Genomic DNA, 21,991 nt, shown 5'->3' on the forward strand with positions numbered 1-21,991 from the left:
AGCGCATGCCCACCGGGCGGCATGCGGTCATCGGGGTGCCGTTCCTGTGGCTCTTCCTGTTCTTCCTGCTGCCCTTCGCCATCGTGCTGAAGATCAGCCTGGCGGAAGCGGACGTGGCCATCCCGCCCTACACCGAGATCTTCGCCTACGCGGACCAGCAGTTGCAGGTGCTCCTCAACCTCGGCAACTACCTGATGCTGACCGATGACCCGCTCTACATCGATGCCTACCTCGGCTCGCTGAAGATGGCCTTCATCAGTACCCTGATCTGCCTGCTGGTGGGCTACCCGATGGCCTACGCCATCGCCCGCTCCAGCCAGTCCTCGCAGACCGTCCTGCTGCTGCTGATCATGATGCCGACCTGGACGGCGATCCTGATCCGGGTCTATGCCTGGATGGGCATCCTTTCCAACAACGGCCTGCTCAACAGCGTACTGATGGGGCTGGGGCTCATCAGCGAGCCGCTGACCATCCTCAATACCAACATCGCGGTGTACATCGGCATCGTCTATTCCTACCTGCCGTTCATGATCCTGCCGCTCTACGCCAACCTGGTGAAGCACGACCCGAGCCTGCTGGAGGCCGCTTCCGACCTGGGCGCGCGTAACTTCACCAGCTTCTGGAAGATCACCGTGCCGCTGTCGAAGAACGGCATCATCGCCGGCTGCATGCTGGTGTTCATCCCGGCGGTGGGCGAGTTCGTCATCCCGGAACTGCTCGGCGGCCCCGAGACCCTGATGATCGGCAAGGTGCTCTGGCAGGAGTTCTTCAACAACCGCGACTGGCCGGTGGCGTCCGCCCTGGCGGTGGTGATGCTGGCGATCCTGATCATCCCGATCATCCTGTTCAACAAGAACCAGGCCAAAGAACTGGAGGGCAAGGTATGAAGCGCTGGAATTTCTCCAACGTCATGCTGATCGTCGGCCTGCTCTTCATCTACCTGCCGATGCTGATCCTGGTGATCTATTCGTTCAACGCCTCCAAGCTGGTGACGGTGTGGGGCGGCTGGTCGGTGAAGTGGTACGTCGGCCTGCTGGACAACACCCAACTGGTCAGCTCGGTCGGACGCTCCCTGGAGATCGCCTTCTATACGGCGTTCTCCTCGGTGCTCCTCGGCACCCTGGCGGCCTTCGTCCTCACCCGCATCCCGCGCTTCCGCGGTCGTACGCTGTTCGGCGGCATGGTCACCGCGCCGCTGGTGATGCCGGAAGTGATCACCGGCCTGTCGCTGCTGCTGTTGTTCGTGGCCATGGCGCAACTGATCGGCTGGCCGCAGGAACGGGGTATCGTGACCATCTGGATCGCCCACACCAGCTTCTGCTCGTCCTACGTGGCGGTGGTGGTGTCGGCGCGCCTGCGTGAACTCGACCTGTCGATCGAGGAAGCGGCGATGGACCTGGGCGCCAAGCCCTGGAAGGTGTTCCTGCTGATCACCATCCCGATGATCGCGCCCTCGCTGGCGGCGGGCGGCATGATGTCCTTCGCCCTGTCGCTGGACGACCTGGTACTGGCCAGCTTCGTCTCCGGACCCGGCTCGACCACCTTGCCGATGGAAGTGTTCTCGGCGGTACGCCTGGGCGTGAAGCCGGAGATCAACGCGGTGGCCAGCCTGATCCTGCTGAGCGTTTCGCTGTTCACCTTCTTCGCCTGGTACTTCACCCGCCAGGCCGAGGAGCGGCGTCGCCGGGCGATCCAGCAGGCGATGGAAGAGACCGCGACCGACTGGCAGAAAGGCTCGCCGACCCCGGCCTGAGCCCTCCGCCGAAAAGAAAAGGCCACCTGCGGGTGGCCTTTTTCATTGGCGCGTCGGTGGCGGGAAATGCCTGGCTACGCTCCGTAGGGCGACGCCCGAGGCGTTATCCGCCGATAGCCCGTTGTATCCGGCGGACAACCACCATGCGGCTACTCGCCCGACCCCACGCCGGCCGGCTCAGCGCTTCGGCTCCAGCACCAGCACGCCCTTGCTGTTCGCCTTCACCTCGTTTTCCTCGTAGTGCTGCGGCAGGTAGTGGCCCTCGATGTAGGCCTCGGCCTGGTCGTCGTAGTGGCCGTCGAAGGGCACGCCGCTCTGCCCGACCGGGTTGATGCCGAGGCTGTGGGTCGGGTCGGCGAAGTCCACCAGGCGCCGGGTCGATGGACCGTAGGTGACCGCCCAGGGGGCCGGGCCGATCTTCGCCGACAGATTGTTCGGTACCTCGTGGGTGCCGGGGGCGGCGAACGGACCGACGTTGAGAAGGCGCTTGAGCAGCGCCTGCTGGCCCAGGGCGTGCTCGTGGGTCAGGGTATGCGCCTTGCCCCACAGCCAGCCGGACGGGTCGTTGCCGAGGGTGCTGCGCAGATGCGCGAGGGAGGCGTTCCAGGCGGTCCTGACGATATCCGCGCGGGTTTCCCGGTGTTCTGTGCGGCGGTCGTCCCACCAGGACGAGTCGGCGTCGCCAGCCAGCCGAGGCAGCGCGCTGTCGATGGCGCGGGTGGCGATCAGGCTGTCGAAGAAGGCATCGCCCAGTTCGTCGTGCAAGGCGCCCTCGGCAATCTGGAACAGCAACTGGTTGAACAGCGTGGCGGCGGTCGAGTCGACCGGGTAGTCGCCCTTCCAGGCCGCCAGTTGCTCGACCAGGCGCTTGCCTTCGGCGTCGTCGACCACCTCGCGCAGGACCGGCAGCAAGGGTGCGAGCAGGCGTGGCGCGTAGCCGGTGCGATTGCCGAGTTGCAGCGCGCGGCTGTTGTCCAGGTTCCATTTGGTGCCGCGGTCGGCCAGTTGGGTATCCAGCCACTGGCCGCGGTCCGCCAGGTTGTAGTAGCCGGGAATCGGCCGGCCATTGGCCGGGACCGGCTGGAAGTTGGCGGAGACGATATAGCCGCGCGCCGGGTTTTCCTCCTGTGGGTTGTCGGCGAACGGATAGAAGCCGGACTTGTCCGCCTCGCCCTTGCTGCCGTCGAGGATGAAGCTCGGGTTCACCCCCTCCGGCCGCTTCGGCAGGGCCGCCGAGGCCCACCAGCCGATATCGCCGGCGGCGTTGGCCCAGACCAGGTTGAGTCCCGGCGAATGGATCTTCGAGGCCGCCGCGCGGGCCTTGGCCAGGGTATCGGCGCGATTCAGCTGGTAGAAGGCGTCGAGCACCGGGTTCTCGGTCTCGAGGAAAGCCCACCACATGGCGATCGGGGTCTTGCCGGAGCTGGCGCCGAGCGCGTCGTTGACGATCGGACCGTGGGGCGAGCGGCGCAGGGTGAGCTTCACCGGCGCAGCGCCCTTGACCGCGATTTCCTGCTCCTCGCTCTGCAGGTCGACCCATTCGCCCTGGTACCAGACCTGGTTGGGGTTGTCCGGGTTGACCTTCTCGGCGACCAGGTCGAGGTCGTCGTTCTGGAACATCGTCAGGCTCCAGCCGAACGCACGGTTGTGGCCCAGCGAGGCGAAGGGGTTGAGCGCCTGGTGGTGGCCATAGAGTTCGAAGCCGGGCGCGCTCAGCTGGGCCTCGTACCATACCGCCGGCGCGGCGAAGCGGATATGCGGGTCGCCGGCCAGCAGGGGCTTGCCGCTGGCGGTGCGGCTGCCGGCGACGACCCAGGCGTTGCTGCCCTCGAACTGCGGCAGGCCGGCGTCCTCCAGGGCCTGCTGGCTGAGACGGGCGAGGGCGCCGAGGTCCTTCCAGTCGCCGGCGCCCAGTGCGCCGGAGGGCGTCAGCACGCCCTGCGGATGCCAGTCGAGATCGAAGATGCGCAGGTAGTCGCTGCCCAGTTCGTCGCGGATGTAGGTCAGCACCGGCTCGGTGCGGAAGGCGGCGGCGAAGCTGTAGGCCATGTAGCCGGCGATGCTCAGGGTATCTTCGGGGGTGAAGGGACGCCTGGGTATGCCCAGCAGATCGAATTCGAGCGGCGCCGGGTTGTTTTCCTGGAACTGGTTGACCCCGTCCAGGTAGGCCTCCAGCACTTTCCAGGGCTGCGACTGCTTGTCCTGGCGGGCGCTGTATTCGGCGGCGTGGTCGCGGATGCGCAGGGTGCGGAACAGACGGTCGGTATCCACCAGCTTGGGTCCGAGCACTTCGGCCAGCTCGCCGCGCGCCAGGCGCCGCAGCATTTCCATCTGGAACAGGCGGTCCTGGGCGTGCACGTAGCCGAGGGCGCGGTAGAGGTCGGTCTGGTTCTGCGCATACAGGTGCGGAACCCCGCGCTCGTCGTAGCGCACGTCGACCGGCGCCTGCAGGTGGGCCACGGCGAGCGAGCCGTTGCGGAGCGGCTGCTTGGCATGGAGGTACCAGGCGCCGCCGGCAGCCGCGGCGGCGACCGCCACGGCGATCACGGTCAGGGTGCGTTTCATCGATCCTTTCTCCTTGTTGTAGTGCCGAGCATTCTGCGGATGCCGCCGGCCCGCGGCATTGACCGAATGCTCGGACCCTGGAAGTCTTTGGTCAATCGCGAGGAGCCGCCATGCAGGACGACCCGTCTACCAGCCCCCTGACCCATTCCGCCACGTTGCGGCGTCTGTTGTATGAAGCCCTGGACGCCCTCGGGCTCGACCCCACCCGCGTCTACCGCAGCGTCTACCGGCGTATCCCGCTGCCGCCGCCGACCCTGGGCGGCCGCCTGGTGCATGACAACGCCCCGTTGTTCTGGACCGAACTGGCGGCGGTGACCGGCGATGCCGACATCGGCCTGCACCTGGGCGAGGCAATGAAGCCGCGCCTGCTCGATGTGGTCGGCTACCTGCTGCTGTCCGCGCGCGACCTGGAGGAGGCGCTGCGCAGCTTCGTGCGTTTCCAGCACATTCTCTCCGGCGGTTTCGCCGCGCGCCTCGAGGTCGAAGGGGAAACGGCAAGGCTGATCCTCGACATCAACTACCTGGGCTATGCCTCGCTGCGCCAGCAGATCGAATGCCTGATGCTGCTGTTCCTCAAGCTGCTGGCGCTGATCAGCGACGACGAGTTCGTCGCCGAGCGCATCGAGTTCCGCCACCGAGCCCCGCCGCGGCTGGGCGAACACCGCCGGTTGTTCGGCAGGCTGCCGCTGTTCTCGCGGCCGCACGATGCCCTGGTGTTTTCCGCCGCCTTGCTGCGGCGTCCTTCGCGCAACGCCAATCCGGACATGCATGACGTGCTGACCCGCCACGCGGAAGAACAGTCCCGCGAACTCAGCGAGAACCGCTTGCTCAATCGCGTGCGCTACCTGATCGAGCTGCGCCTCGGGGAGGGCTATGGCTTGCGCCAGTGCGCGGCGGAGCTGGGCCTTGGCAGCGGTGCCTTGCAGCGTGCGCTGGCCGCTGGGGGAGCGAGTTTCCGGCAGGTTCGCGATGAGGTTCGCCGGCAGCGGGCGAGCGAGATGCTGTTGGCCGGTCGCGCCATCCGCGAGGTGGCCAAGGCTTGCGGGTTCGCCGAGCTGTCGCCGTTCTACCGGGCCTTTCGCCGCTGGCACGCCGCGCCCCCGGAGCAATACAGGGCGCGGCTGGCGAAGCGGGAAGAGGGTTACTCGACCAGCGGTACCTGACGGCCGATCTCCAGGGTGGCGATGGCGTCGAGCTGGATCTCGATCTGCAGGAAGCGCATGGCGCGCTTGGGCGAGACGTTCTTGGCGATGCGCTTGACGTACTTGTCGCGCAGTTCCAGACGGTCCTCCTGGAGGTCGTCGACACGCTCGATCAGCTTGCTCGCCTGGTCGTCGCTGACGTTGCCGCTGTTGTAGGCCTGGGCGTAGTCGAGCAGGAGCTTGAGGGTTTCCTTGCTGAGCTTGTCCGACTCGGTGCGGTAGGTGTTGTAGATCGGCCAGAACTTCTCGCCTTCCTGGTCGGTGAGGTTCATGTTGGCCTCGACGATGCGCTTGCGCTTGTAGTCGACGTCGGCCAGGTCGTTCTGGATCTGCGCCTGGTGCTCCTTCATCAGTTCCTTGCTGCTGGGCTGAGGGTCGTTCTGGGCGGCCATCAGTGGCAGGCTGACGAGGGCGAGCAGGGCGAGGGTGGGACGTAGGGACATGCAGCGACTCCTTGGTTCGGCAACGGCCCCTCGTGGGCCGACCCGGGCAGTGTAGCCGCTACGCCTTCCGGCGCCCCTCCGGAAGGCCCGGTGTTGAGCCAGGTCAGCCTTTTTCCGGGGTCCAGGGGCAGTAGCAACCCACGGCGAGGGTATGGGTGGCATCCACCGGACGTCCCTGCAGCAGCGCTTCGAGGATCGGTTCGATGAAGCTGTTGCTGGAGGTGCATACCGCGCCCTCGCTATAGGGGCCGAAGTAGGCCAGGCGGCCGTCGCGGTCCCAGATCGCCACGGCCGGGCTGGCCGGCAACTGCTCGGAACCGGGCAGACCAGCGAGGGGGCGCAGGGCGGCCAGGTTGTCCGGCAGGCGGCCCTGGCTGCCAGGCTTCTGCAGGACATGGAACTCCACGCCCTTGCCGGCGAAGCGTTCGATCAGCTCGCCGAGGTGCTGCTGGTTGCCGACGTTGCAGGGGCAGGCCGGGTCCCAGAAATGCACCAGGCGGATCGCCCCCGGCCCGGCCAGCTCGGCCGGCAGGCGCAGGCTGTCGCCGGAGAACAGGGTGGTCTGCTCGCTGAACGGGCGGATGTAGCGGATCTCGAACCACCAGTAGGCGGCGAGCAGGCCGCCGGCCCAGAGCAGGCCGACCAGGCTGACGAGGAGCGTCTTGCGGCGGGGAGTCATGGCATTCACACGGAAAACGGGTGCCAAGCTTGCCATGTGTTCGCGCGCAGCTGAATATCCCTGGGTTTCGCCCGTGGCCCGGCCACGAATCGATTGCAGCCCGGAACCGCCGATGTCAGAAGCCTTCAACCCCGATTACCTGCGCCAGCACCTGCGACCCTTGGCCGCGGCCGAGGCGGACGCCGCCGTCCTCGCCTACCAGGCCTACTACGGCCTGGACCTGCGCTCCCGCCATCCGCGCCTGCAAGCGCGGCTCGGCAGCATGGCGGTCGACGGGCGCCGCCTGGCGGTGCAGGCCTGGCTGCTGCCGGAAGCGCGCGGCAGCCTGTTGCTGATGCATGGCTATTACGACCACATGGGACTGTATCGGCACGTGGTCGACTGGGCGCTGGGCATGGGCTTCTCGGTGCTCGCCTGCGACCTGCCGGGGCATGGCCTGTCCGAAGGCGAGCGGGCCAGCATCCGCGACTTCGCCGAATACCAGGCGGTGTTCAAGGGCCTGCTGGGCCAGGCTGCCGAACTCGACCTGGCGGCGCCCTGGCACCTCTGCGGACAAAGCACCGGGGGGGCGATCCTGCTGGACTACCTGCTGCACGGCGGCGAACGTCCCGAGCTGGGCGAGACGATTCTCCTGGCGCCGCTGGTGCGCCCGCGCGCCTGGGGCTGGTCGAAGCTCAGCTACCGCCTGCTGAGCCCCTTCGTCGACTCGATCCCGCGGCGCTTCTCGGAGAACTCCAGCGATCCGCAGTTCCTCGACTTCCTCCGCGAGCACGATCCGTTGCAGCCACGCACCCTGCCGACCGCCTGGGTCGGCGCGCTGACCCGCTGGGTGCCGCGCATCGAGCGGGCACCTCGGCGTGCCCTGAGCCCCCTGGTGGTGCAGGGCGAGTCCGACGAGACGGTGGACTGGCGCCATGGCCTGAAGGTGCTGCGGGAGAAATTCGACGAGCCGCGGATACTGTTGCTGGAAGAGGCGCGCCATCACCTGGCGAACGAAAGCGAGGGGCTGCGGCGGCGCTATTTCGATTTCCTGAGCGACGCGCTGGGGGCCTGAGTTCCATGCCCCGCGTCGATCAGGGGGCGACCGCCTGGTCCACCGCCAGGCCGGCTTTCAGCGCGGCCAGGGCCGCCTGGTAGTAGCTGCGGCCGGCCGGCGACTCGGCGAAGTTCACGTACTGGGTGAGTTCCGCATCGGAGAGATCGCGGTAGACATACAGCAGGGTGTTCTCCAGGTCCGCGCCGATCTGCTGCACCAGGCGCTGGCGCTGGCCTTCCAGCAACTGGCCGGTCTGTCCGCCGCCAAGCAGGCCGGGGAGGCCCGGAAGCATCTGGCTGAGGCTGTCGGCGGCGACCCCAGCCAGGGCCAGGCTGACTTCCGCGCCGGCCTCTCGGGCCGGAAGGACCTGGGCCAGGCGCTTCACCAGGGCCCGGCGTGGCTCGCTGGCGGTCTGCCGCGGCAGGCCGTTGCTGTGCTGGAGCAACTGGTCGCGGCGGGTGGCGAGCACCTCGGCGGCGACCACCTTGCGCCCCAGCGGCGACTCGAAGAAATTCAGCGGGCTGGCGCTGTCCGGCAGGTTCTCGCGCAGGCCGTTGAGGGCGCGCTGGTCGACTTCGGCCGGGGCGAAGCGGCGATTGCTGTTGTCCACCAGGGTCTGGTAGAGCGCGGGCGGCAGCTTGTCCTGGTAGCGCTTCTGCGCCGCGTCCAGGGCATCGCTGAAATGCGCGCGCTGGTCGGGCCAGCCAGCGGCCTGGTACAGGCGTTGATAAGGGTCGGCCAGGGCGGGCAGACCAACCAGCAGTAAAGCGAAGGCGAGCAAAGCGCGCATTGATACTCCTTTGGCGGCGAAAGCCTCGTCGTTCGGGTGGTGCCGTCCATGGGGCGCTATTGTCGACATGCGGCGGACCGCTTGTCGAGACACCGGGGCGGCACGCTACAATGGACAATGCACATCAACGTCAATCATCCCCTCCTGCATCGCATCGTCGATGAACTGGTCGACCAGGGCTGGTCGCACCAGAGCATCTTCATGCCTGAGCGTCTGACCACCAGATTGGCCGAAGAGTGCCGCACCCGTGCGGTCGCGGGCGACCTGACCCCGGCGGCGATCGGCCGCGGCGACGGCCAGGTGATCCGCGAAGGCATCCGCGGCGACCTCACGCAATGGCTGGAGCCCGGAGAATCCGAGGCCTGCGACGAATACCTGGGGGTGATGGACAGCTTGCGCCAGGCGCTCAACGCCTCGCTGTTCCTCGGCCTCGAGGATTTCGAGTGCCACTTCGCGCTGTACCCGCCGGGCGCCTATTACCAGAAGCATGTCGATCGTTTCCGCGACGACGACGCACGCACCGTCTCCGCGGTTCTCTACCTCAACGATGCCTGGTTGCCCGAGCATGGCGGCGCGCTGCGCCTGCACCTGCCGCAGCGGCAGGTGGACATCCAGCCGACGGGCGGTAGCCTGGTGGTGTTCATGTCCGCCGGCACCGAGCACGAAGTCCTGCCCGCCAGCCGCGACCGGCTGTCGCTGACCGGCTGGTTCCGCCGGCGCAACGAATCCCTCCTGCAACTCTCCTGAACCCTCGGCGGCGTCGCCGCCTCAGTGACCCCAGACCTTGATCGTGCCGCGCAGGTCGGTGATGTCGCGCAGTTCGATGCGGCCGATCGAGTTGTCGCCGATGTACAGGTCGCTGGCCACCCGCAGGCGGATGCGCTGCGCCGGCAGGCCGCTGGCGATCAACTGGTCGTTGATGGTGGCGAGGTCCGGCAGGCTGATCGCCAGTTGCTGCCCGCCGCCGCTGCCGGTGGTCACGTCCAGTGCCAGGGTCGGCTGCTCGACGCCGAAGATCGGCAAGCTCAGGCCGAGCTGGGCGGCGCCCAGGGGGATGTTGCCGCCGCGCCCGTCCGGGCAGTCGCCGGCCTTCACGCAGCCGTTGTCGATCACCAGGTTGCGCAGCGAGAGGCTGCCGCCGTCGTCCACCCAGGCGACCCTGGCCGCGCCGGCGCGCAGGTCCAGGCGCAGGCTGATGCCGGCCTGGCCGGTGACCTGGCTGAGACTGTCGTTGTCCAGGGCCTCCATGGCCGCCTGGCTGGCAGCGCTGGCGAGCAACGCGGGGGCCAGGAAAAACGGTAGAAGCGAGCGGGTCGGGAGCATGACGGGCGGGTCCTTCGCGGTTGCGCGGGAAGCCAGTCTGCTCGGGGCGGCGGAGGTTCGCCATGGGCCGCCCGCAGTTCTATCCTAAGGATCGGCAAGAAATAGCCCTGGTCCCCGCCATACGGGCGCTGGAGCGCTACCGCGAGGCCTAACTCCGGTTGGGTCGAGGGCGGGTTTCCCCGGTGTTTCCCGGCTACTGTTACCGGGCGTGACCATCGGCGAGCGGCGGGCTACTCTGTGTGCCTGTCAAAGGGGTGGAGCATCCATGCAGAAGGTTCTGGTCAGCCGTTGCCTGCTGGGCCACCTGGTGCGCTACGACGGTGGCAGCCATGGCCCGTTCGACCTGCTCTCGCGCTGGCATGCGCAGGGGCGGATCGTCGCCCTTTGCCCGGAGGTCGCCGGAGGCCTGCCGACGCCCCGCCCGCCAGCGGAGATCCCCGGCGGCCAGGGCGGCGAAGTGCTGGACCGGCTGAACCGGGTCTTCACCGTCGACGGCGAGGATGTCAGCGAAGCATTCCTGCTGGGTGCGGAGGCGGCAGTGGAGCTGGTCCGCCGCCATGACATCCGGATGGCCGTGCTCAAGGCGCGCAGTCCTTCCTGCGGCAACCTGGAGAACTACGACGGGCGCTTCAACGGCAACCGGGTCGCCGGCGAGGGCGTTACCGCCGCCGCCCTCAAGCGCATGGGCGTGCTGGTATTCAACGAGGATGAACTGGACCGCGCCGCGGTCTGCCTGGCCGGCCTCGACGCCGGCGGCTGAACTCAGCGCCGCAGCGGCGCGGTCAGGCGGTTCTCCAGGGCTTTCTGCACACGCTCGAAGAGTGCCGAAAGCAGCCAGTAGATCCCGGCGGCGGCGAGATAGAGCGGCAGCGGCTGGAAGGTCTCGGCGATGACCTCCTTGGTCGCCAGCATCAGTTCGGTCACGGTGATCACGGAGATCAGCGAGGTGTCCTTGATCAGGCTGATCAGGCTGTTCGACAGGCTCGGCACCGCCAGGCGCAGGGCCTGCGGGGTGATGATGTTCCACAGGGTCTGGCCCCAGGTCAGGCCGACCGAGAGCCCGGCTTCCCATTGTCCCTTGTCGATGCCGAGGATCGCCCCGCGCATGGACTCCGAGAGATAGGCCGCGACATTCAGGGTCAGCGCCAGGATGCCCGCGGTGACCGGGGTGAACTCGATGCCTACGCTCGGCAGCCCGTAGTACAGGACGAAGATCTGCACCAGCAGTGGCGTCCCGCGGAAGGCGCTGACGTAGACCGCGGCGATCTGCGAGACCACCGGCACCTTGGTCACCCGGACCACCGCGACGCTGAAGCCGAGGATCAGGCCCAGGACCATCGATACCGCGGCGAACAGCACGGTATACATCGCGCCCTGGAGCAGGAAGGGCCAGGCCATCCCGAGCAGCTCGACCAGGTTGGCGAGCCATTCGAGCAATTTCTGCAGCGAATTCATTCAACACTCCATCGACAAACACGACGGCCGCGTCTCTCGGGCGCGGCCGCTTCCCCCGTTCGGGCGGGAACTCACTTCGGCGGCTGGCTGACGTCCAGGCCGAACCACTTTTCCGAGAGCTTGGCGAAGCGGCCGTCGGCCTTGATCTTCTCCAGCGCCGCGTTCAGCGCCTCGCCGAACTTCGGATTGTTCTTCCGGTAGGGAATCGCCATGTTCGCCACCGGTCCCACCGCCGCGCCGGGCTTGACCGGCAGCTTGGCCTCGCGGATGGCGAAGGGGATCAGCAGGCGGTCGTTGAGCGCCGCGTCGATGCGTTTGCTGGCCAGGTCCTGCAGGTATTCCGGGGCGCCCGGATAGGTGCGCACGTTGACGCCGGCCACCGACTTCGCCAGGTCGGCGTAGTTGGTGCCCTGGCCGACGCCGAGCTTGAGGCCCTTGAGGTCTTCCAGCGACTTGAACTGGCGGGTTTCGTCGGCGCGCACGATCAACTGGGCGCTGGAGATGGTGTATGGCTCGCTGAAGTCGAAGACCTTGCGCCGCTGCTCGTTCACCGAGACCTGGTTCAGCGCGATGTCGTACTTGCCGCTCTGCAGGCCGGCGAGGATGCCGCTCCATTCGGTGGTGACGAATTCCGGCTTGACCGCCAGTTCGGCGGCCAGCAGTTCGCCCAGTTCGGTCTCGAAGCCGGTGAGCTTGCCGCCCTGCTTGAAGTTGAACGGCGGATAGGTGCCCTCCAGGGCGATGCGCAGGGCGCCGCGCTGGTGGACGTCGTCGAGCAGCTCGGCATGGGCCAGCGGAGCGGCCAGGGATACCAGCATCAGCAGGCGGGGCAGAAATCGCATGTAGTACTCCTCGGGTGGGAATGAACGTCGGTCGGGCCTATGCTGTTCGTTCAGCTTAGCCGGGCCCGCGTCCTGGACAATCGCGAACCTACTGGGTTGCATGCGGTCTTTCCAGGGGTTGCGGGCATTGACCCGGATTATGTGCGCGAGCGCCGCTCTAACACGGGCTTCGCAGTGGAAATCGCTGTGCCAGCGATGCCTTTCCCTGATTCGGAAGGCACGAAGAGTGCCGGGGAAATTCCGTCCAGTGGTGTTTCCCGGGTGCTAACGGAAGTGAAAACAGGAGACTCCCATGAGAGTGACATTGCCTTGCCTCGGTCTAGCCGCCCTGATGTTCGGCGCATCCGCCAGCCTGATGGCTGCCGACCTGCCCCGGACGAAGGCGCCCGAAGGGGCGAAAGTGTATTTCATCACGCCGGCCGATGGTGCAACCGTCGACAAGACCTTCACCGTGAAATTCGGCCTGAAAGGCATGGGCGTGGCGCCGGCCGGCGTCGACATGCCGGATACCGGCCACCATCACCTGTTGGTGGACCTGAAGGAGCAGCCGGCGATGAACCTGCCGCTGCCGATGACCGACAACATCCGCCACTTCGGCAAGGGCCAGACCGAAACCGAGATCACCCTGCCGCCGGGCAAGCACACCCTGCAACTGCTGGTGGGCGACAAGAACCACGTGCCGCTGGAGCCGACCGTGGAGTCGGAGAAGATCACCGTTACCGTCAAGTGACGGAAACGAAAAAAGGAGGCCGCTGGGCCTCCTTTTTCCTTTCCGCCGGACGCTGTCTTAGAACAGCACGCGGCTACGGATGGTACCGTTGACCTGCTGGAGTTTCTCCAGGGCCAGGTCCGAGTACTCGGCATCGACGTCGATCACTACGTAGCCGACCTTCTCGTTGGTTTGCAGGTACTGGCCGGAAACGTTGATGCCGTTGTCGGCGAAGACCTTGTTGATCTCGCTCATCACGCCGGGGATGTTGGCGTGGATGTGCAGCAGGCGGTGCTTGCCCGGGTGCGACGGCAGGGCCACTTCGGGGAAGTTGACTGAGGACACCGAGGTGCCGTTGTCGCTGTACTTGACCAGCTTCTCCGCCACTTCCAGGCCGATGTTGGCCTGTGCCTCGGCGGTGGAGCCGCCGATGTGCGGGGTCAGGATCACCCGGTCCAGGCCACGCAGCGGGCTGGCGAATTCCTCGTCGTTGGATTTCGGCTCGACCGGGAACACGTCGATGGCGGCGCCGATCAGGTGCTCGTCCTTGATCGCGGCGGCCAGGTGGTCCAGCTCGACCACTGTGCCGCGCGCGGCGTTGATCAGGATGCCGCCCTTCTTCATCGCGCGGATTTCCTTCTCGCCGATCATCCACTGGGTGGAGGGCAGTTCGGGAACGTGCAGCGAGACGATGTCGGACATGCCCAGCAGCTCGTGCAGGCTGCCGATCTGCACCGCGTTGCCCAGCGGCAGCTTGGTCACGGTGTCGTAGAAGAACACCTGCATGCCCAGGGCCTCGGCGAGTACCGAGAGCTGGGTGCCGATCGAGCCGTAGCCGACGATGCCGAGCTTCTTGCCACGGATCTCGAAGGAATTCGCCGCGCTCTTGATCCAGCCGCCGCGATGGCAGGAGGCGTTCTTTTCCGGGATGCCGCGCAGCAGCAGGATCGCCTCGGCCAGTACCAGCTCAGCCACAGAGCGGGTGTTCGAGTAGGGCGCGTTGAACACGGCGATACCGCGTTCGCGGGCGGCGTTGAGGTCGACCTGGTTGGTGCCGATGCAGAAGCAGCCGACCGCGATCAGTTTCTTCGCGCAGTCGAAGACCTCTTCGGTCAGCTGGGTGCGGGAGCGAATGCCGATGAAGTGCGCATCGGCGATCCTTTCCTTCAGCTCGTCGCCGGAAAGCGCGGTCTTGAGGTACTCGATGTTGGTGTAGCCGGCGGCCTTCAGCGTGTCCACGGCGTTCTGGTGGACACCTTCGAGAAGAAGGAACTTGATCTTGCTCTTGTCGAGAGAGGTCTTGCTCATCTGCGTAAACCTGTTGTCCCGGAGGAAGTGGCTGGAAAGCGAACTGCGCGAAGCGGGTCCGGCCGGCGCTGGCCGGCACCCGCAACTCGGCGCCCAGAGGCACTAAGCGCGGGGGGCGTATGCTAGCATGTTCTCCCTTTTCCTTGCCCGGTTGCGACCTGAGTTGTTCTCAGGACGACCATGAATCATTTGAGAGTTCCCGAATGACCCGCGAAGCCCTGATCGAATCGCTCAAGCCCCTGGTCGAGCCTGGCAAGCTGCTCGACGACGCCGCCTCCCTGGACGCCTACGGCAAGGACTGGACCAAGCATTTCGCCCCTGCGCCGCTGGCCATCGTGTTCCCCAAGAGCGTCGAGCAGGTCCAGGCGATCGTCCGCTGGGCCAACCAGCACAAGGTCGGTCTGGTCCCGTCGGGCGGTCGTACCGGGCTCTCCGCCGCGGCCGTGGCGGCCAACGGCGAAGTCGTGGTGGCCTTCGACTACATGAACCGGATACTCGACTTCAATGCCTTCGACCGCACCGTAGTCTGCCAGCCGGGCGTGGTTACCAAGCAACTGCAGACCTTCGCCGAGGAAAACGGCCTGTACTACCCGGTTGACTTCGCTTCTTCCGGTTCCAGCCAGATCGGCGGCAATATCGGCACCAATGCCGGCGGAATCAAGGTCATTCGCTACGGCATGACCCGCAACTGGGTGGCCGGGATGAAGGTCGTCACCGGCAAGGGCGACCTGCTCGAGCTGAACAAGGACCTGATCAAGAACGCCACCGGCTACGACATGCGCCAGCTGTTCATCGGCGCCGAAGGCACCCTGGGCTTCGTGGTCGAGGCGACCATGCGCCTGGAGCGCACGCCGAAGAACCTCACCGCTATGGTCCTCGGCACGCCCGACTTCGACTCGATCATGCCGGTGCTGCATGCCTTCCAGAGCAAGCTCGACCTGACCGCCTTCGAGTTCTTCTCCGACAAGGCCCTGGCCAAGGTCCTGGCCCGTGGCGATGTACCACGGGCGTTCGAGACCGACTGCCCGTTCTACGCCCTGCTGGAGTTCGAGGCGACCACCGAGGAAGTCGCCAACGAGGCGCTGGCCACCTTCGAGCACTGCGTCGAGCAGGGCTGGGTGCTGGACGGGGTGATGAGCCAGAGCGAGCAGCAGTTGCAGAACCTGTGGAAGCTGCGCGAGTACATCTCCGAGACCATCTCCCACTGGACGCCGTACAAGAACGACATCTCGGTCACGGTTTCCCGGGTGCCCGCCTTCCTCAAGGACATCGACGCCATCGTCGAGGCCAACTACCCGGACTTCGAGGTGGTGTGGTTCGGCCACATCGGCGACGGCAACCTGCACCTGAACATCCTCAAGCCGGAAAACCTCGGCAAGGACGAGTTCTTCGCCAAGTGCGCGACCGTCAACAAGTGGGTGTTCGAGACCGTCGAGAAGTACAACGGCTCGATTTCCGCCGAGCATGGCGTGGGCATGACCAAGCGCGACTACTTGACCTACACCCGCTCGGAAACCGAAATTGCCTATATGAAGGCACTGAAGGCGGTGTTCGACCCCAACGGGATCATGAATCCCGGCAAGATCTTCGCCGAGTAGCAGGTGTCGCAACGCAGAGGGCCGGTCATCCGGCCCTTCTCGTCTGTGGCGGGCGCCACGGATGCCTTTCCACCCGTTCAGGAGTCGGTAAATGAGTTACCAGCATCAATATATCGACGGCACCCCGATCCACTTCCCCCTGGGCAAGCTGGTCTGCGTCGGGCGCAACTACGCCGAACACGCCAAGGAACTGAACAACCCGGTTCCCACCGAGCCGCTGCTGTTCATCAAGCCCGGCTCCTGCGTGGTGCCGGTGAGCGGCGGGCTGAGCCTGCCGCAGGAGCGCGGCTCGGTACACTACGAGGCGGAAATCGCCGTGCTGATCGGCAAGCCGCTGTCGCGCAAGCCGAACCGCGAGGAGGTCCTCGACGCGATCTCCGGCTATGCGCCGGCGCTGGACCTGACCTTGCGCGAGGTCCAGGCGAAACTGAAGGAAAAGGGCCTGCCCTGGGAGCTGGCAAAGAGCTTCGATGGCGCCGGCGTGCTGTCGCCGTTCGTGAACGCCGACCAGTTTCCCGACCCGACCGACATCGGCATCCGCCTGACCATCAACGGCGAGGTGCGCCAGGACGGCAACAGCCGCGACATGCTCAATCCGATCGTGCCGCTGATCCAGCACATCGCCGGGCATTTCTCGCTACAGGCCGGCGATGTGGTGCTGACCGGCACGCCGTCCGGGGTCGGGCCGCTGAACAGCGGCGACGAGTTGCTGCTCGAATTGCCGGGCGCCAGCCGTTTCGAGACCCGCGTGCTCTGAACCGCTGCGGCCGCCGGGGGCGGCCGACTTCCCTAGCGCCGGCAGCGGAAGCGACTGTCGGTCGGCTGGCCGACGCTTCGATTGACAGGCCGGGGGCAATGCCCTTTCATGGCGACGCCCAAGAAAACACCTGGCCAAACAGTCGAGCCTCGCCCATGTCCCTTGCCTCCAAGCTTCCCCGTTTCCGCTGGCTGCTGCCGGCGTTCGTCGTGCTCGTCGGCGTGGTGCTGACCATCGTCATGCATTGGGACGATCGCGCCGGCCTTTGGTGGAAGGAAAGCCAGGCCAGCCAGCAGCAGCGCGACGAAAGCATCTGGCTGCCGGGCTATCGGGTGGTGATCGACGCCAAGCCGTTGCAGGGCCTGGAGGAGGAAGAAACCTCGGACCTGGCCTACAACCCGGCAACCAGGACCCTGTTCACCGTTACCGGCAAGCGGCCGCTGCTGGTGGAGCTGTCGCTCACCGGCGACGTGCTGCGTACCATCCCGCTGCTCGGCCTGAGCAATCCCGAAGGCGTGGCGGTGCTGGAGAACGGCAACGTCGCGGTGACCGACGAGCGCCGCAATACCCTGACCATCTTCCATGTCGACCCGCAGACCGCCGAGCTGAGCACCAAGAGCCTGGCCGAATTCCCGCTGGGCAATATCGGCAAGAAGAACAAGGGCTTCGAGGGCATCGCCTGGGATCCGCGCCAGCAGCGTCTGTTGCTGAGCAAGGAGCGCGATCCGATGACCCTGTTCAGCTGGAAGAGCGACGGCGGGCCGAGCCTGAGCGGGGCGATGACCGCGCTACCGAGCGACGACCTGTACATGCGCAACGTCTCGGCCCTCAGCGTCGACCCGCGTACCGGCCATACCCTGGTGCTGTCGGCCGAATCGCATCTGCTGCTGGAGCTGGACGAGAAGGGCGAGCCGGTCAGCTTCATCAGCCTGCTCGGCGGCTTCAACGGCCTGGACAGCAAGATCCCGCGCGCCGAAGGGGTGGCCATCGACGACGAGGGCACCATCTACATGGTCAGCGAGCCGAACCTGTTCTACGTGTTCCGCAAGAAGAGCGGCGAGCGCCTGGCCACCAGCGACGCCGATTAAGCTTCGCTTAAGCGCCGATTAAGCCTGGTTTCAGCAAGGCTTCGTAGCCTGGACCCATCGAAACCAACTACGAGGCGTTACCCATGAAACTTCGTCACCTGCCCCTCATCGCTGCCATCGGCCTGTTCTCCACCGTCACCCTGGCCGCCGGCTATACCGGCCCGGGCGCTACCCCGACCACCACCACGGTGAAGGCCGCGCTGGAAGCCGCCGACGACACCCCGGTGGTCCTCCAGGGCACCATCGTCAAGCGCATCAAGGGCGACATCTACGAGTTCCGCGATGCCACCGGCAGCATGAAGGTGGAGATCGACGACGAAGACTTCCCGCCGATGGAAATCAACGACAAGACCCGGGTCAAGCTGACCGGCGAAGTCGACCGCGACCTGGTCGGCCGCGAGATCGACGTCGAGTTCGTCGAAGTGATCAAGTAAGGCCCTGAATCGAAACGGCCCGCCTCCCGGAAGAGAGGCGGGCCGTTTCGCGTTCCGACCGGGCGAAGTTGCGGGCGGGCTTACCGGTGAACCCCTTCGAAACCCTGTAGCACGTTCACCGCGTTGATCCCGATTTCCTCCACCGCGTAGCCTCCCTCCATCACGAACAGCGTGGCCAGGCCGAGCTTGCCGATGGCTTCGCCCATGCGCAGGTAGTCGGGGCTGTCCAGGCGGAACTGGGAAATCGGGTCCTCCTTGAAGGTATCCACCCCCAGGGAAACGATCAGGACGTCCGCCGCATAGGCCTGGATCTGCCGGATCGCCGCCTGCAGCGCCTGGCTCCAGGTCGCCCAGTCGCTGCCGGCCGCCAGTGGGTAGTTGAAGTTGTAGCCGGTGCCGACGCCGTTGCCCTTCTCGTCGGCGTAGCCGAGGAAATAGGGGTATTCGAAGCGCGGATCGCCGTGGATCGAGGTGAACAGCACATCGGCGCGGTCGTAGAAGATGTCCTGGGTGCCGTTGCCATGGTGGTAGTCGACGTCGAGGATCGCCACCCGCCCGGCGCCCCGGTCGAGGAAGGCCTGGGCGGCGATGGCGGCATTGTTGAAGAAGCAATAGCCGCCCATGTAGTCGGCCGCGGCGTGGTGGCCCGGCGGGCGACAGAGCGAAAATACCGAGCGCGCGCCGTTGGCGAGTTCGGACTGGCCGCTGAGGGCGACGTTGGCCGAACTGGTGATCGCCTGCCAGGTCCCGGCGGTGATCGGCGCGCCGGCGTCGAAGGAGTAGTAGCCGAGGCGACCGTCGATGTTGTCCGGCTCCGTCTGCCGCAGGCGCCGGGTCGGCCAGGCGATCGGCAGCATATCGTGGCTGCGGCCGGTGGCCAGCCAGTCCTGCCAGGCGTTCTGCAGGAAACGCACGAAACCCTCGCTGTGCACCCGGCGGATCGGTTCCAGGCCGAAGTCGCGCGGTGCGCGGACTTCGCCGAGGCCGACGGCCTTCACGCGGTCGAGGACCATGTCGGCGCGGCTGGGTTTTTCGAAGCAGGGGGTGAACTGGCCGCCGATCAGTTCGTGCCGGCCGTGGTGCAGGCGATGGTCGTCGCTGTAGATGGTCAGCATGTCGGGCTCCCGGGCTCAGTTCTGTTCGGAGAAGGTCACGGTCGGCGCCTTGCGGCGGAAACCGCCGGTATGCAACGCCAGGTAGGCGAGGCCGGCGGCGAACCAGGTCAGGCCGATCACCAGGGTCAGCGCCGAGAGGCTGGTCCACAGCCACAGGGTCAGGCCCAGGCCGATGGCCGGCACCAGCCCGTAGCGCAGCAGGTCGCGCGGGGCGCGGCGGCCGTCGAGCAGCAGGTAGCTGCGGATCACCGCCAGGTTCACCGCGGAGAACGCCACCAGCGCGCCGAAGCTGATCATCGAGGCCAGGGTGGTGAGGTCGATGACCACCGCCAGCAGGGAAATCACCGAGACCACCAGGATCGCGATCACTGGCGTCTTGAAGCGCTCCGAGAGGCTGCCGAACACGCGCCGCGGCAGGATGCCGTCGCGGCCCATGCTGTAGAGGATGCGCGACACCGAGGCCTGCGAGGCCAGCGCCGAGCCGGCGGCGCCGGCGACGTAGGCGGCGGTGAAGAAGCTGGCGAGGAACTTGCCGCCGGCCGCCAGCATCACTTCGTTGGCCGCCGACTCGGCGTCCTGGAATACGCTGCCGGGGAACACCAGTTGGCTGAAGACCGCCAGCACGGTGAACAGCAGGCCGGCGCCGACCGTGGTGATGACGATGGCGCGCGGGATGTCGCGTTGCGGGTCGCGGGTTTCCTCGGCCAGGGTCGAGACCGCGTCGAAGCCGAGGAACGACAGGCACAGCACCGCCGCGCCGGCCATCAACGGGGCGAAGCCCGGCTGGCTGCCGTCGCCGACGAAGGGCAGGCTCAGGTCCAGCGAGGGGATGCCGGCCAGGTGCTTGACCGCCATGGCGACGAACACCACGGCGAAGACGAACTGGGCGCCGACGATCACGTTGCTCATGCCGGCCACCGAGCTGATGCCGATCACGTTGAGCACGGTGACCAGGCCGATCGCCGCGAGCACGAAGACCCAGGCCGGCACCATCGGGAAGGCGATGTTGAGGAACAGGCCGATGAGCAGGTAGTTGATCATCGGCAGGAACAGGTAGTCGAGCAGCAGCGACCAGCCGGCGAGGAAGCCGACGCAGGGGCCGAAGCTGAGGCTGGTATAGGAATAGGCCGAGCCGGCGATGGGATATTTCTTCACCATGAAGCTGTAGGAAAAGGCGGTGAAGAGCATCGCCGCCAGGGTGATCAGGTAGGCGCTGGCGGTGCGACCGCCGGTGATCTCGGTGACTACCCCGTAGGTGGTGAACATGGTCAGCGGAACCATGTAGACCAGCCCGAAGAAGACCAGGGCGGGAAGCCCGAGGATGCGCCGCAGGCCGGTGCCCTGGGCGCTGTGGACGTACTCGGGGCGCTTGCCGCCGATGAGGATGCCGTTGTTGCGTTCGCTGGCCATGTTCCGCTCCTCGCGAAATGCCGTATCGATCCCGCAGGCGGCCGCTTGGGCGGACCTTTCCTGCGCCGGGTGAATGGACGGGCTAGTGGAAAACCGCTGGGGTTTCCGCCGGGTCGGTGGAAATGGCAGTGACGAGAGGGCGCGCGGCGTGTGCGGGCACGGGCGTTGGGGCGTCGATAGTGTTCATGGCGTTCTCAGGAAGCGTTCTTGTTGGATTTCTAGCTCGCGGTCGCGAGGTTCCCTTGGGCTCTGCCGGCGCCGTTTCCGCGGCTCCGGGCGACCCCTCGAGGAGGGCGCGGTTCGACTCTAGCAATCCGGTTTCGCCGGGGAGAACCCTGTAGACGGTCAAAAAGGGATCGAAATGGCCAAGCTGGCTGGCCGGCCAGCGCTGGCGCGAGCTGGCCGCCAGCGCCGCGTCGATTATTTCTTAAGCTTGGTCCAGACCTTGCTGCGCAACGCCAGGGCTTTCGGCGAGCAGAGCTTGAACGGCTTCAGGCGGTCGAGCTTGTCCTGCGGGGTGTTGATCGCCGGGTCGTCGAACAGTGCTTTCTCCATGAATTTCTCCGAGCCGACGATGGCGTTGTTGTACTTGGCGAAGTTGGAGGCGGCGGCGATGTTCTCCGGGCGCATCATCCAGTCGATGAAGACGTGGGCTTCCTTGACGTTGCTGGCGTCGCGCGGAATCGCGAAGTTGTCGATGAACAGCCGGATGCCTTCCTTCGGATAGACGTATTCGAGGCTGGCGCGTTGGGCGTGGGCGCGGTGGAAGGCGCCGTTCCACTGCTGGTGCATGGCGACCTCGCCGGCGGCCATGCGCTCGATGGTGCCGTCGCTGTTGTACATGGCCAGCGCCGGCTTTTGCCTGAGCAGCAGGTCGAGGACCTTCTGCGCTTCCCTGGCGTCCTCGGTGCATTCGTCGATGCCGAGGTAGTAGGTGGCGGGAATGAACAGTTCCTCGATGGAGTTCAGAGCCACCACCTTGCCTTTCAGCTCGGCTGGTGGTTCGAAGAACGGCTTCCAGCTTTCTTCCAGCCTGCCGCCCGGCACCTTCGCCGTATCGTAGCTGTAGCCGGTGGTGCCCCAGAGATAGGGAATGCTGTAGTCGTGGCCGGGATCGAAGCCAAGGGTCCGGAAGTTTTCCTTCAGATTGCCCAGGCTCGGCAACTGGCTCTTGTCGAGCTTTTGCAGCAGCCCCTCCTTGACGAATATTTCTATGAAACTGTCCGACGGCACCACCACGTCGTAGGCGCCGCCACCGGCCTTGAGCTTGGCCAGCAGCGTCTCGTTGCTGTCGTAGGCGTCGAGGGTGGCCTTGATCCCGGTGTCCTTCTCGAACTTCTTCAGCAACTCCGGCGGGTAGTAGTCCGACCAGTTGGCGAAGTGCAGGGTGCCTTCGGCGCGAGCCTGGCCGCCCAGGGCTAGACCGGCGGCGAAGAGCAGGGTGAGCGGTGTGCGGTAGGTCATGATGGACTCCTGGCGATCTT

At 66.2% G+C, this 21,991-nt stretch carries 22 protein-coding genes; 11 read left to right on the forward strand and 11 right to left on the reverse strand.

Features of this window, described 5'->3' with window-relative positions:
* The first annotated feature begins 5 nt into the window (after positions 1–5).
* Both LJF27_RS19120 and LJF27_RS19125 read left to right on the forward strand, forming a co-directional pair.
* A complete protein-coding gene (locus LJF27_RS19120; protein ID WP_003121722.1) occupies positions 6–887 on the forward strand; it encodes an ABC transporter permease subunit in 882 nt (293 codons plus the stop codon).
* Entirely contained in the window at positions 884–1,753 is an 870-nt protein-coding gene (locus LJF27_RS19125) for an ABC transporter permease subunit (protein WP_003084307.1), read from the forward strand. Before LJF27_RS19120 ends, LJF27_RS19125 begins: the two co-directional genes overlap by 4 nt.
* Positions 1,754–1,930: 177 nt before the next feature.
* Here LJF27_RS19125 and hacB read toward each other — a convergent pair whose 3' ends face one another.
* Entirely contained in the window at positions 1,931–4,318 is a 2,388-nt protein-coding gene (gene hacB, locus LJF27_RS19130) for an N-acylhomoserine lactone acylase HacB (protein ID WP_023117229.1), read from the reverse strand.
* Positions 4,319–4,428: 110 nt separating this feature from the next.
* Here hacB and LJF27_RS19135 point away from each other — a divergent pair, with 110 nt between their 5' ends.
* Positions 4,429–5,481, forward strand: a complete 1,053-nt coding sequence (locus LJF27_RS19135) for an AraC family transcriptional regulator (RefSeq protein WP_003112941.1) — start codon at positions 4,429–4,431, stop codon at positions 5,479–5,481.
* On the opposite strand, the gene LJF27_RS19140 is transcribed toward LJF27_RS19135, so the two are convergent.
* Both LJF27_RS19140 and LJF27_RS19145 read right to left on the reverse strand, forming a co-directional pair.
* A complete protein-coding gene (locus LJF27_RS19140) occupies positions 5,460–5,963 on the reverse strand; it encodes a transcriptional regulator (protein WP_003112942.1) in 504 nt (167 codons plus the stop codon). The two genes, LJF27_RS19135 and LJF27_RS19140, sit on opposite strands and share 22 nt — an antisense overlap.
* Positions 5,964–6,066: 103 nt before the next feature.
* Positions 6,067–6,678, reverse strand: a complete 612-nt coding sequence (locus LJF27_RS19145) for a DUF6436 domain-containing protein (protein ID WP_003118762.1) — start codon at positions 6,676–6,678, stop codon at positions 6,067–6,069.
* A gap of 76 nt (positions 6,679–6,754) precedes the next feature.
* On the opposite strand from LJF27_RS19145, the gene LJF27_RS19150 reads away from it, so the two are divergent.
* Positions 6,755–7,696, forward strand: coding sequence for an alpha/beta hydrolase (locus tag LJF27_RS19150; protein ID WP_003084318.1), 942 nt, complete (start codon positions 6,755–6,757; stop codon positions 7,694–7,696).
* A gap of 19 nt (positions 7,697–7,715) precedes the next feature.
* Here the strand turns inward: LJF27_RS19150 and LJF27_RS19155 are convergent, their stop codons facing one another.
* The gene (locus LJF27_RS19155) at positions 7,716–8,468 is read right to left on the reverse strand and encodes a hypothetical protein (protein WP_003084320.1); all 753 of its coding nucleotides are present in this window, start codon (positions 8,466–8,468) and stop codon (positions 7,716–7,718) included.
* A 48-nt stretch (positions 8,469–8,516) separates the two neighbouring features.
* On the opposite strand from LJF27_RS19155, the gene LJF27_RS19160 reads away from it, so the two are divergent.
* A complete protein-coding gene (locus LJF27_RS19160; RefSeq protein WP_003118764.1) occupies positions 8,517–9,215 on the forward strand; it encodes a 2OG-Fe(II) oxygenase in 699 nt (232 codons plus the stop codon).
* A gap of 21 nt (positions 9,216–9,236) precedes the next feature.
* On the opposite strand, the gene LJF27_RS19165 is transcribed toward LJF27_RS19160, so the two are convergent.
* Complete coding sequence (locus LJF27_RS19165) at positions 9,237–9,791, reverse strand: DUF6160 family protein (protein WP_003084327.1); 555 nt, start codon at positions 9,789–9,791, stop codon at positions 9,237–9,239.
* A 265-nt stretch (positions 9,792–10,056) separates the two neighbouring features.
* On the opposite strand from LJF27_RS19165, the gene LJF27_RS19170 reads away from it, so the two are divergent.
* Positions 10,057–10,551, forward strand: coding sequence for a DUF523 domain-containing protein (locus tag LJF27_RS19170; protein WP_003112945.1), 495 nt, complete (start codon positions 10,057–10,059; stop codon positions 10,549–10,551).
* Positions 10,552–10,553: 2 nt separating this feature from the next.
* On the opposite strand, the gene LJF27_RS19175 is transcribed toward LJF27_RS19170, so the two are convergent.
* Entirely contained in the window at positions 10,554–11,246 is a 693-nt protein-coding gene (locus tag LJF27_RS19175) for an amino acid ABC transporter permease (protein ID WP_003084339.1), read from the reverse strand.
* A gap of 71 nt (positions 11,247–11,317) precedes the next feature.
* On the reverse strand, positions 11,318–12,088 hold the full coding sequence (locus LJF27_RS19180; protein ID WP_003112946.1) for a cystine ABC transporter substrate-binding protein: 771 nt from the start codon (positions 12,086–12,088) through the stop codon (positions 11,318–11,320).
* A 292-nt stretch (positions 12,089–12,380) separates the two neighbouring features.
* On the opposite strand from LJF27_RS19180, the gene LJF27_RS19185 reads away from it, so the two are divergent.
* Positions 12,381–12,818, forward strand: coding sequence for a DUF4399 domain-containing protein (locus tag LJF27_RS19185; RefSeq protein ID WP_003084345.1), 438 nt, complete (start codon positions 12,381–12,383; stop codon positions 12,816–12,818).
* Positions 12,819–12,875: 57 nt separating this feature from the next.
* Here the strand turns inward: LJF27_RS19185 and serA are convergent, their stop codons facing one another.
* Positions 12,876–14,105, reverse strand: coding sequence for a phosphoglycerate dehydrogenase (gene serA / locus LJF27_RS19190; RefSeq protein ID WP_003112947.1), 1,230 nt, complete (start codon positions 14,103–14,105; stop codon positions 12,876–12,878).
* Positions 14,106–14,308: 203 nt separating this feature from the next.
* On the opposite strand from serA, the gene LJF27_RS19195 reads away from it, so the two are divergent.
* The 4 genes from LJF27_RS19195 to LJF27_RS19210 all read left to right on the forward strand — a co-directional run bounded on the left by LJF27_RS19195 (position 14,309) and on the right by LJF27_RS19210 (position 17,982).
* Positions 14,309–15,703, forward strand: coding sequence for an FAD-binding oxidoreductase (locus tag LJF27_RS19195; protein ID WP_003112948.1), 1,395 nt, complete (start codon positions 14,309–14,311; stop codon positions 15,701–15,703).
* A 91-nt stretch (positions 15,704–15,794) separates the two neighbouring features.
* Positions 15,795–16,460, forward strand: coding sequence for a fumarylacetoacetate hydrolase family protein (locus tag LJF27_RS19200; RefSeq protein ID WP_003110705.1), 666 nt, complete (start codon positions 15,795–15,797; stop codon positions 16,458–16,460).
* 98 nt (positions 16,461–16,558) lie between these two features.
* On the forward strand, positions 16,559–17,548 hold the full coding sequence (locus LJF27_RS19205) for an SdiA-regulated domain-containing protein (RefSeq protein ID WP_003121726.1): 990 nt from the start codon (positions 16,559–16,561) through the stop codon (positions 17,546–17,548).
* 83 nt (positions 17,549–17,631) lie between these two features.
* Positions 17,632–17,982: a NirD/YgiW/YdeI family stress tolerance protein gene (locus tag LJF27_RS19210; RefSeq protein WP_003084357.1), complete on the forward strand. Its 351-nt coding sequence runs from the start codon at positions 17,632–17,634 to the stop codon at positions 17,980–17,982.
* An 80-nt stretch (positions 17,983–18,062) separates the two neighbouring features.
* Here the strand turns inward: LJF27_RS19210 and aphB are convergent, their stop codons facing one another.
* The 3 genes from aphB to LJF27_RS19225 form a co-directional block, all read right to left on the reverse strand.
* On the reverse strand, positions 18,063–19,097 hold the full coding sequence (gene aphB, locus LJF27_RS19215; protein WP_003110574.1) for an acetylpolyamine amidohydrolase AphB: 1,035 nt from the start codon (positions 19,095–19,097) through the stop codon (positions 18,063–18,065).
* Positions 19,098–19,112: 15 nt separating this feature from the next.
* Positions 19,113–20,507 (reverse strand): APC family permease, encoded by a 1,395-nt coding sequence (locus LJF27_RS19220; RefSeq protein ID WP_003112951.1) that lies wholly within the window; start codon positions 20,505–20,507, stop codon positions 19,113–19,115.
* A 420-nt stretch (positions 20,508–20,927) separates the two neighbouring features.
* Positions 20,928–21,971: an extracellular solute-binding protein gene (locus LJF27_RS19225; protein WP_003084365.1), complete on the reverse strand. Its 1,044-nt coding sequence runs from the start codon at positions 21,969–21,971 to the stop codon at positions 20,928–20,930.
* Between the last annotated feature and the right edge of the window lie 20 nt (positions 21,972–21,991).

The sequence above is a fragment of the Pseudomonas sp. 203-8 genome, from assembly GCF_020708595.1.
Taxonomy (GTDB): Bacteria; Pseudomonadota; Gammaproteobacteria; order Pseudomonadales; family Pseudomonadaceae; genus Pseudomonas; species Pseudomonas aeruginosa.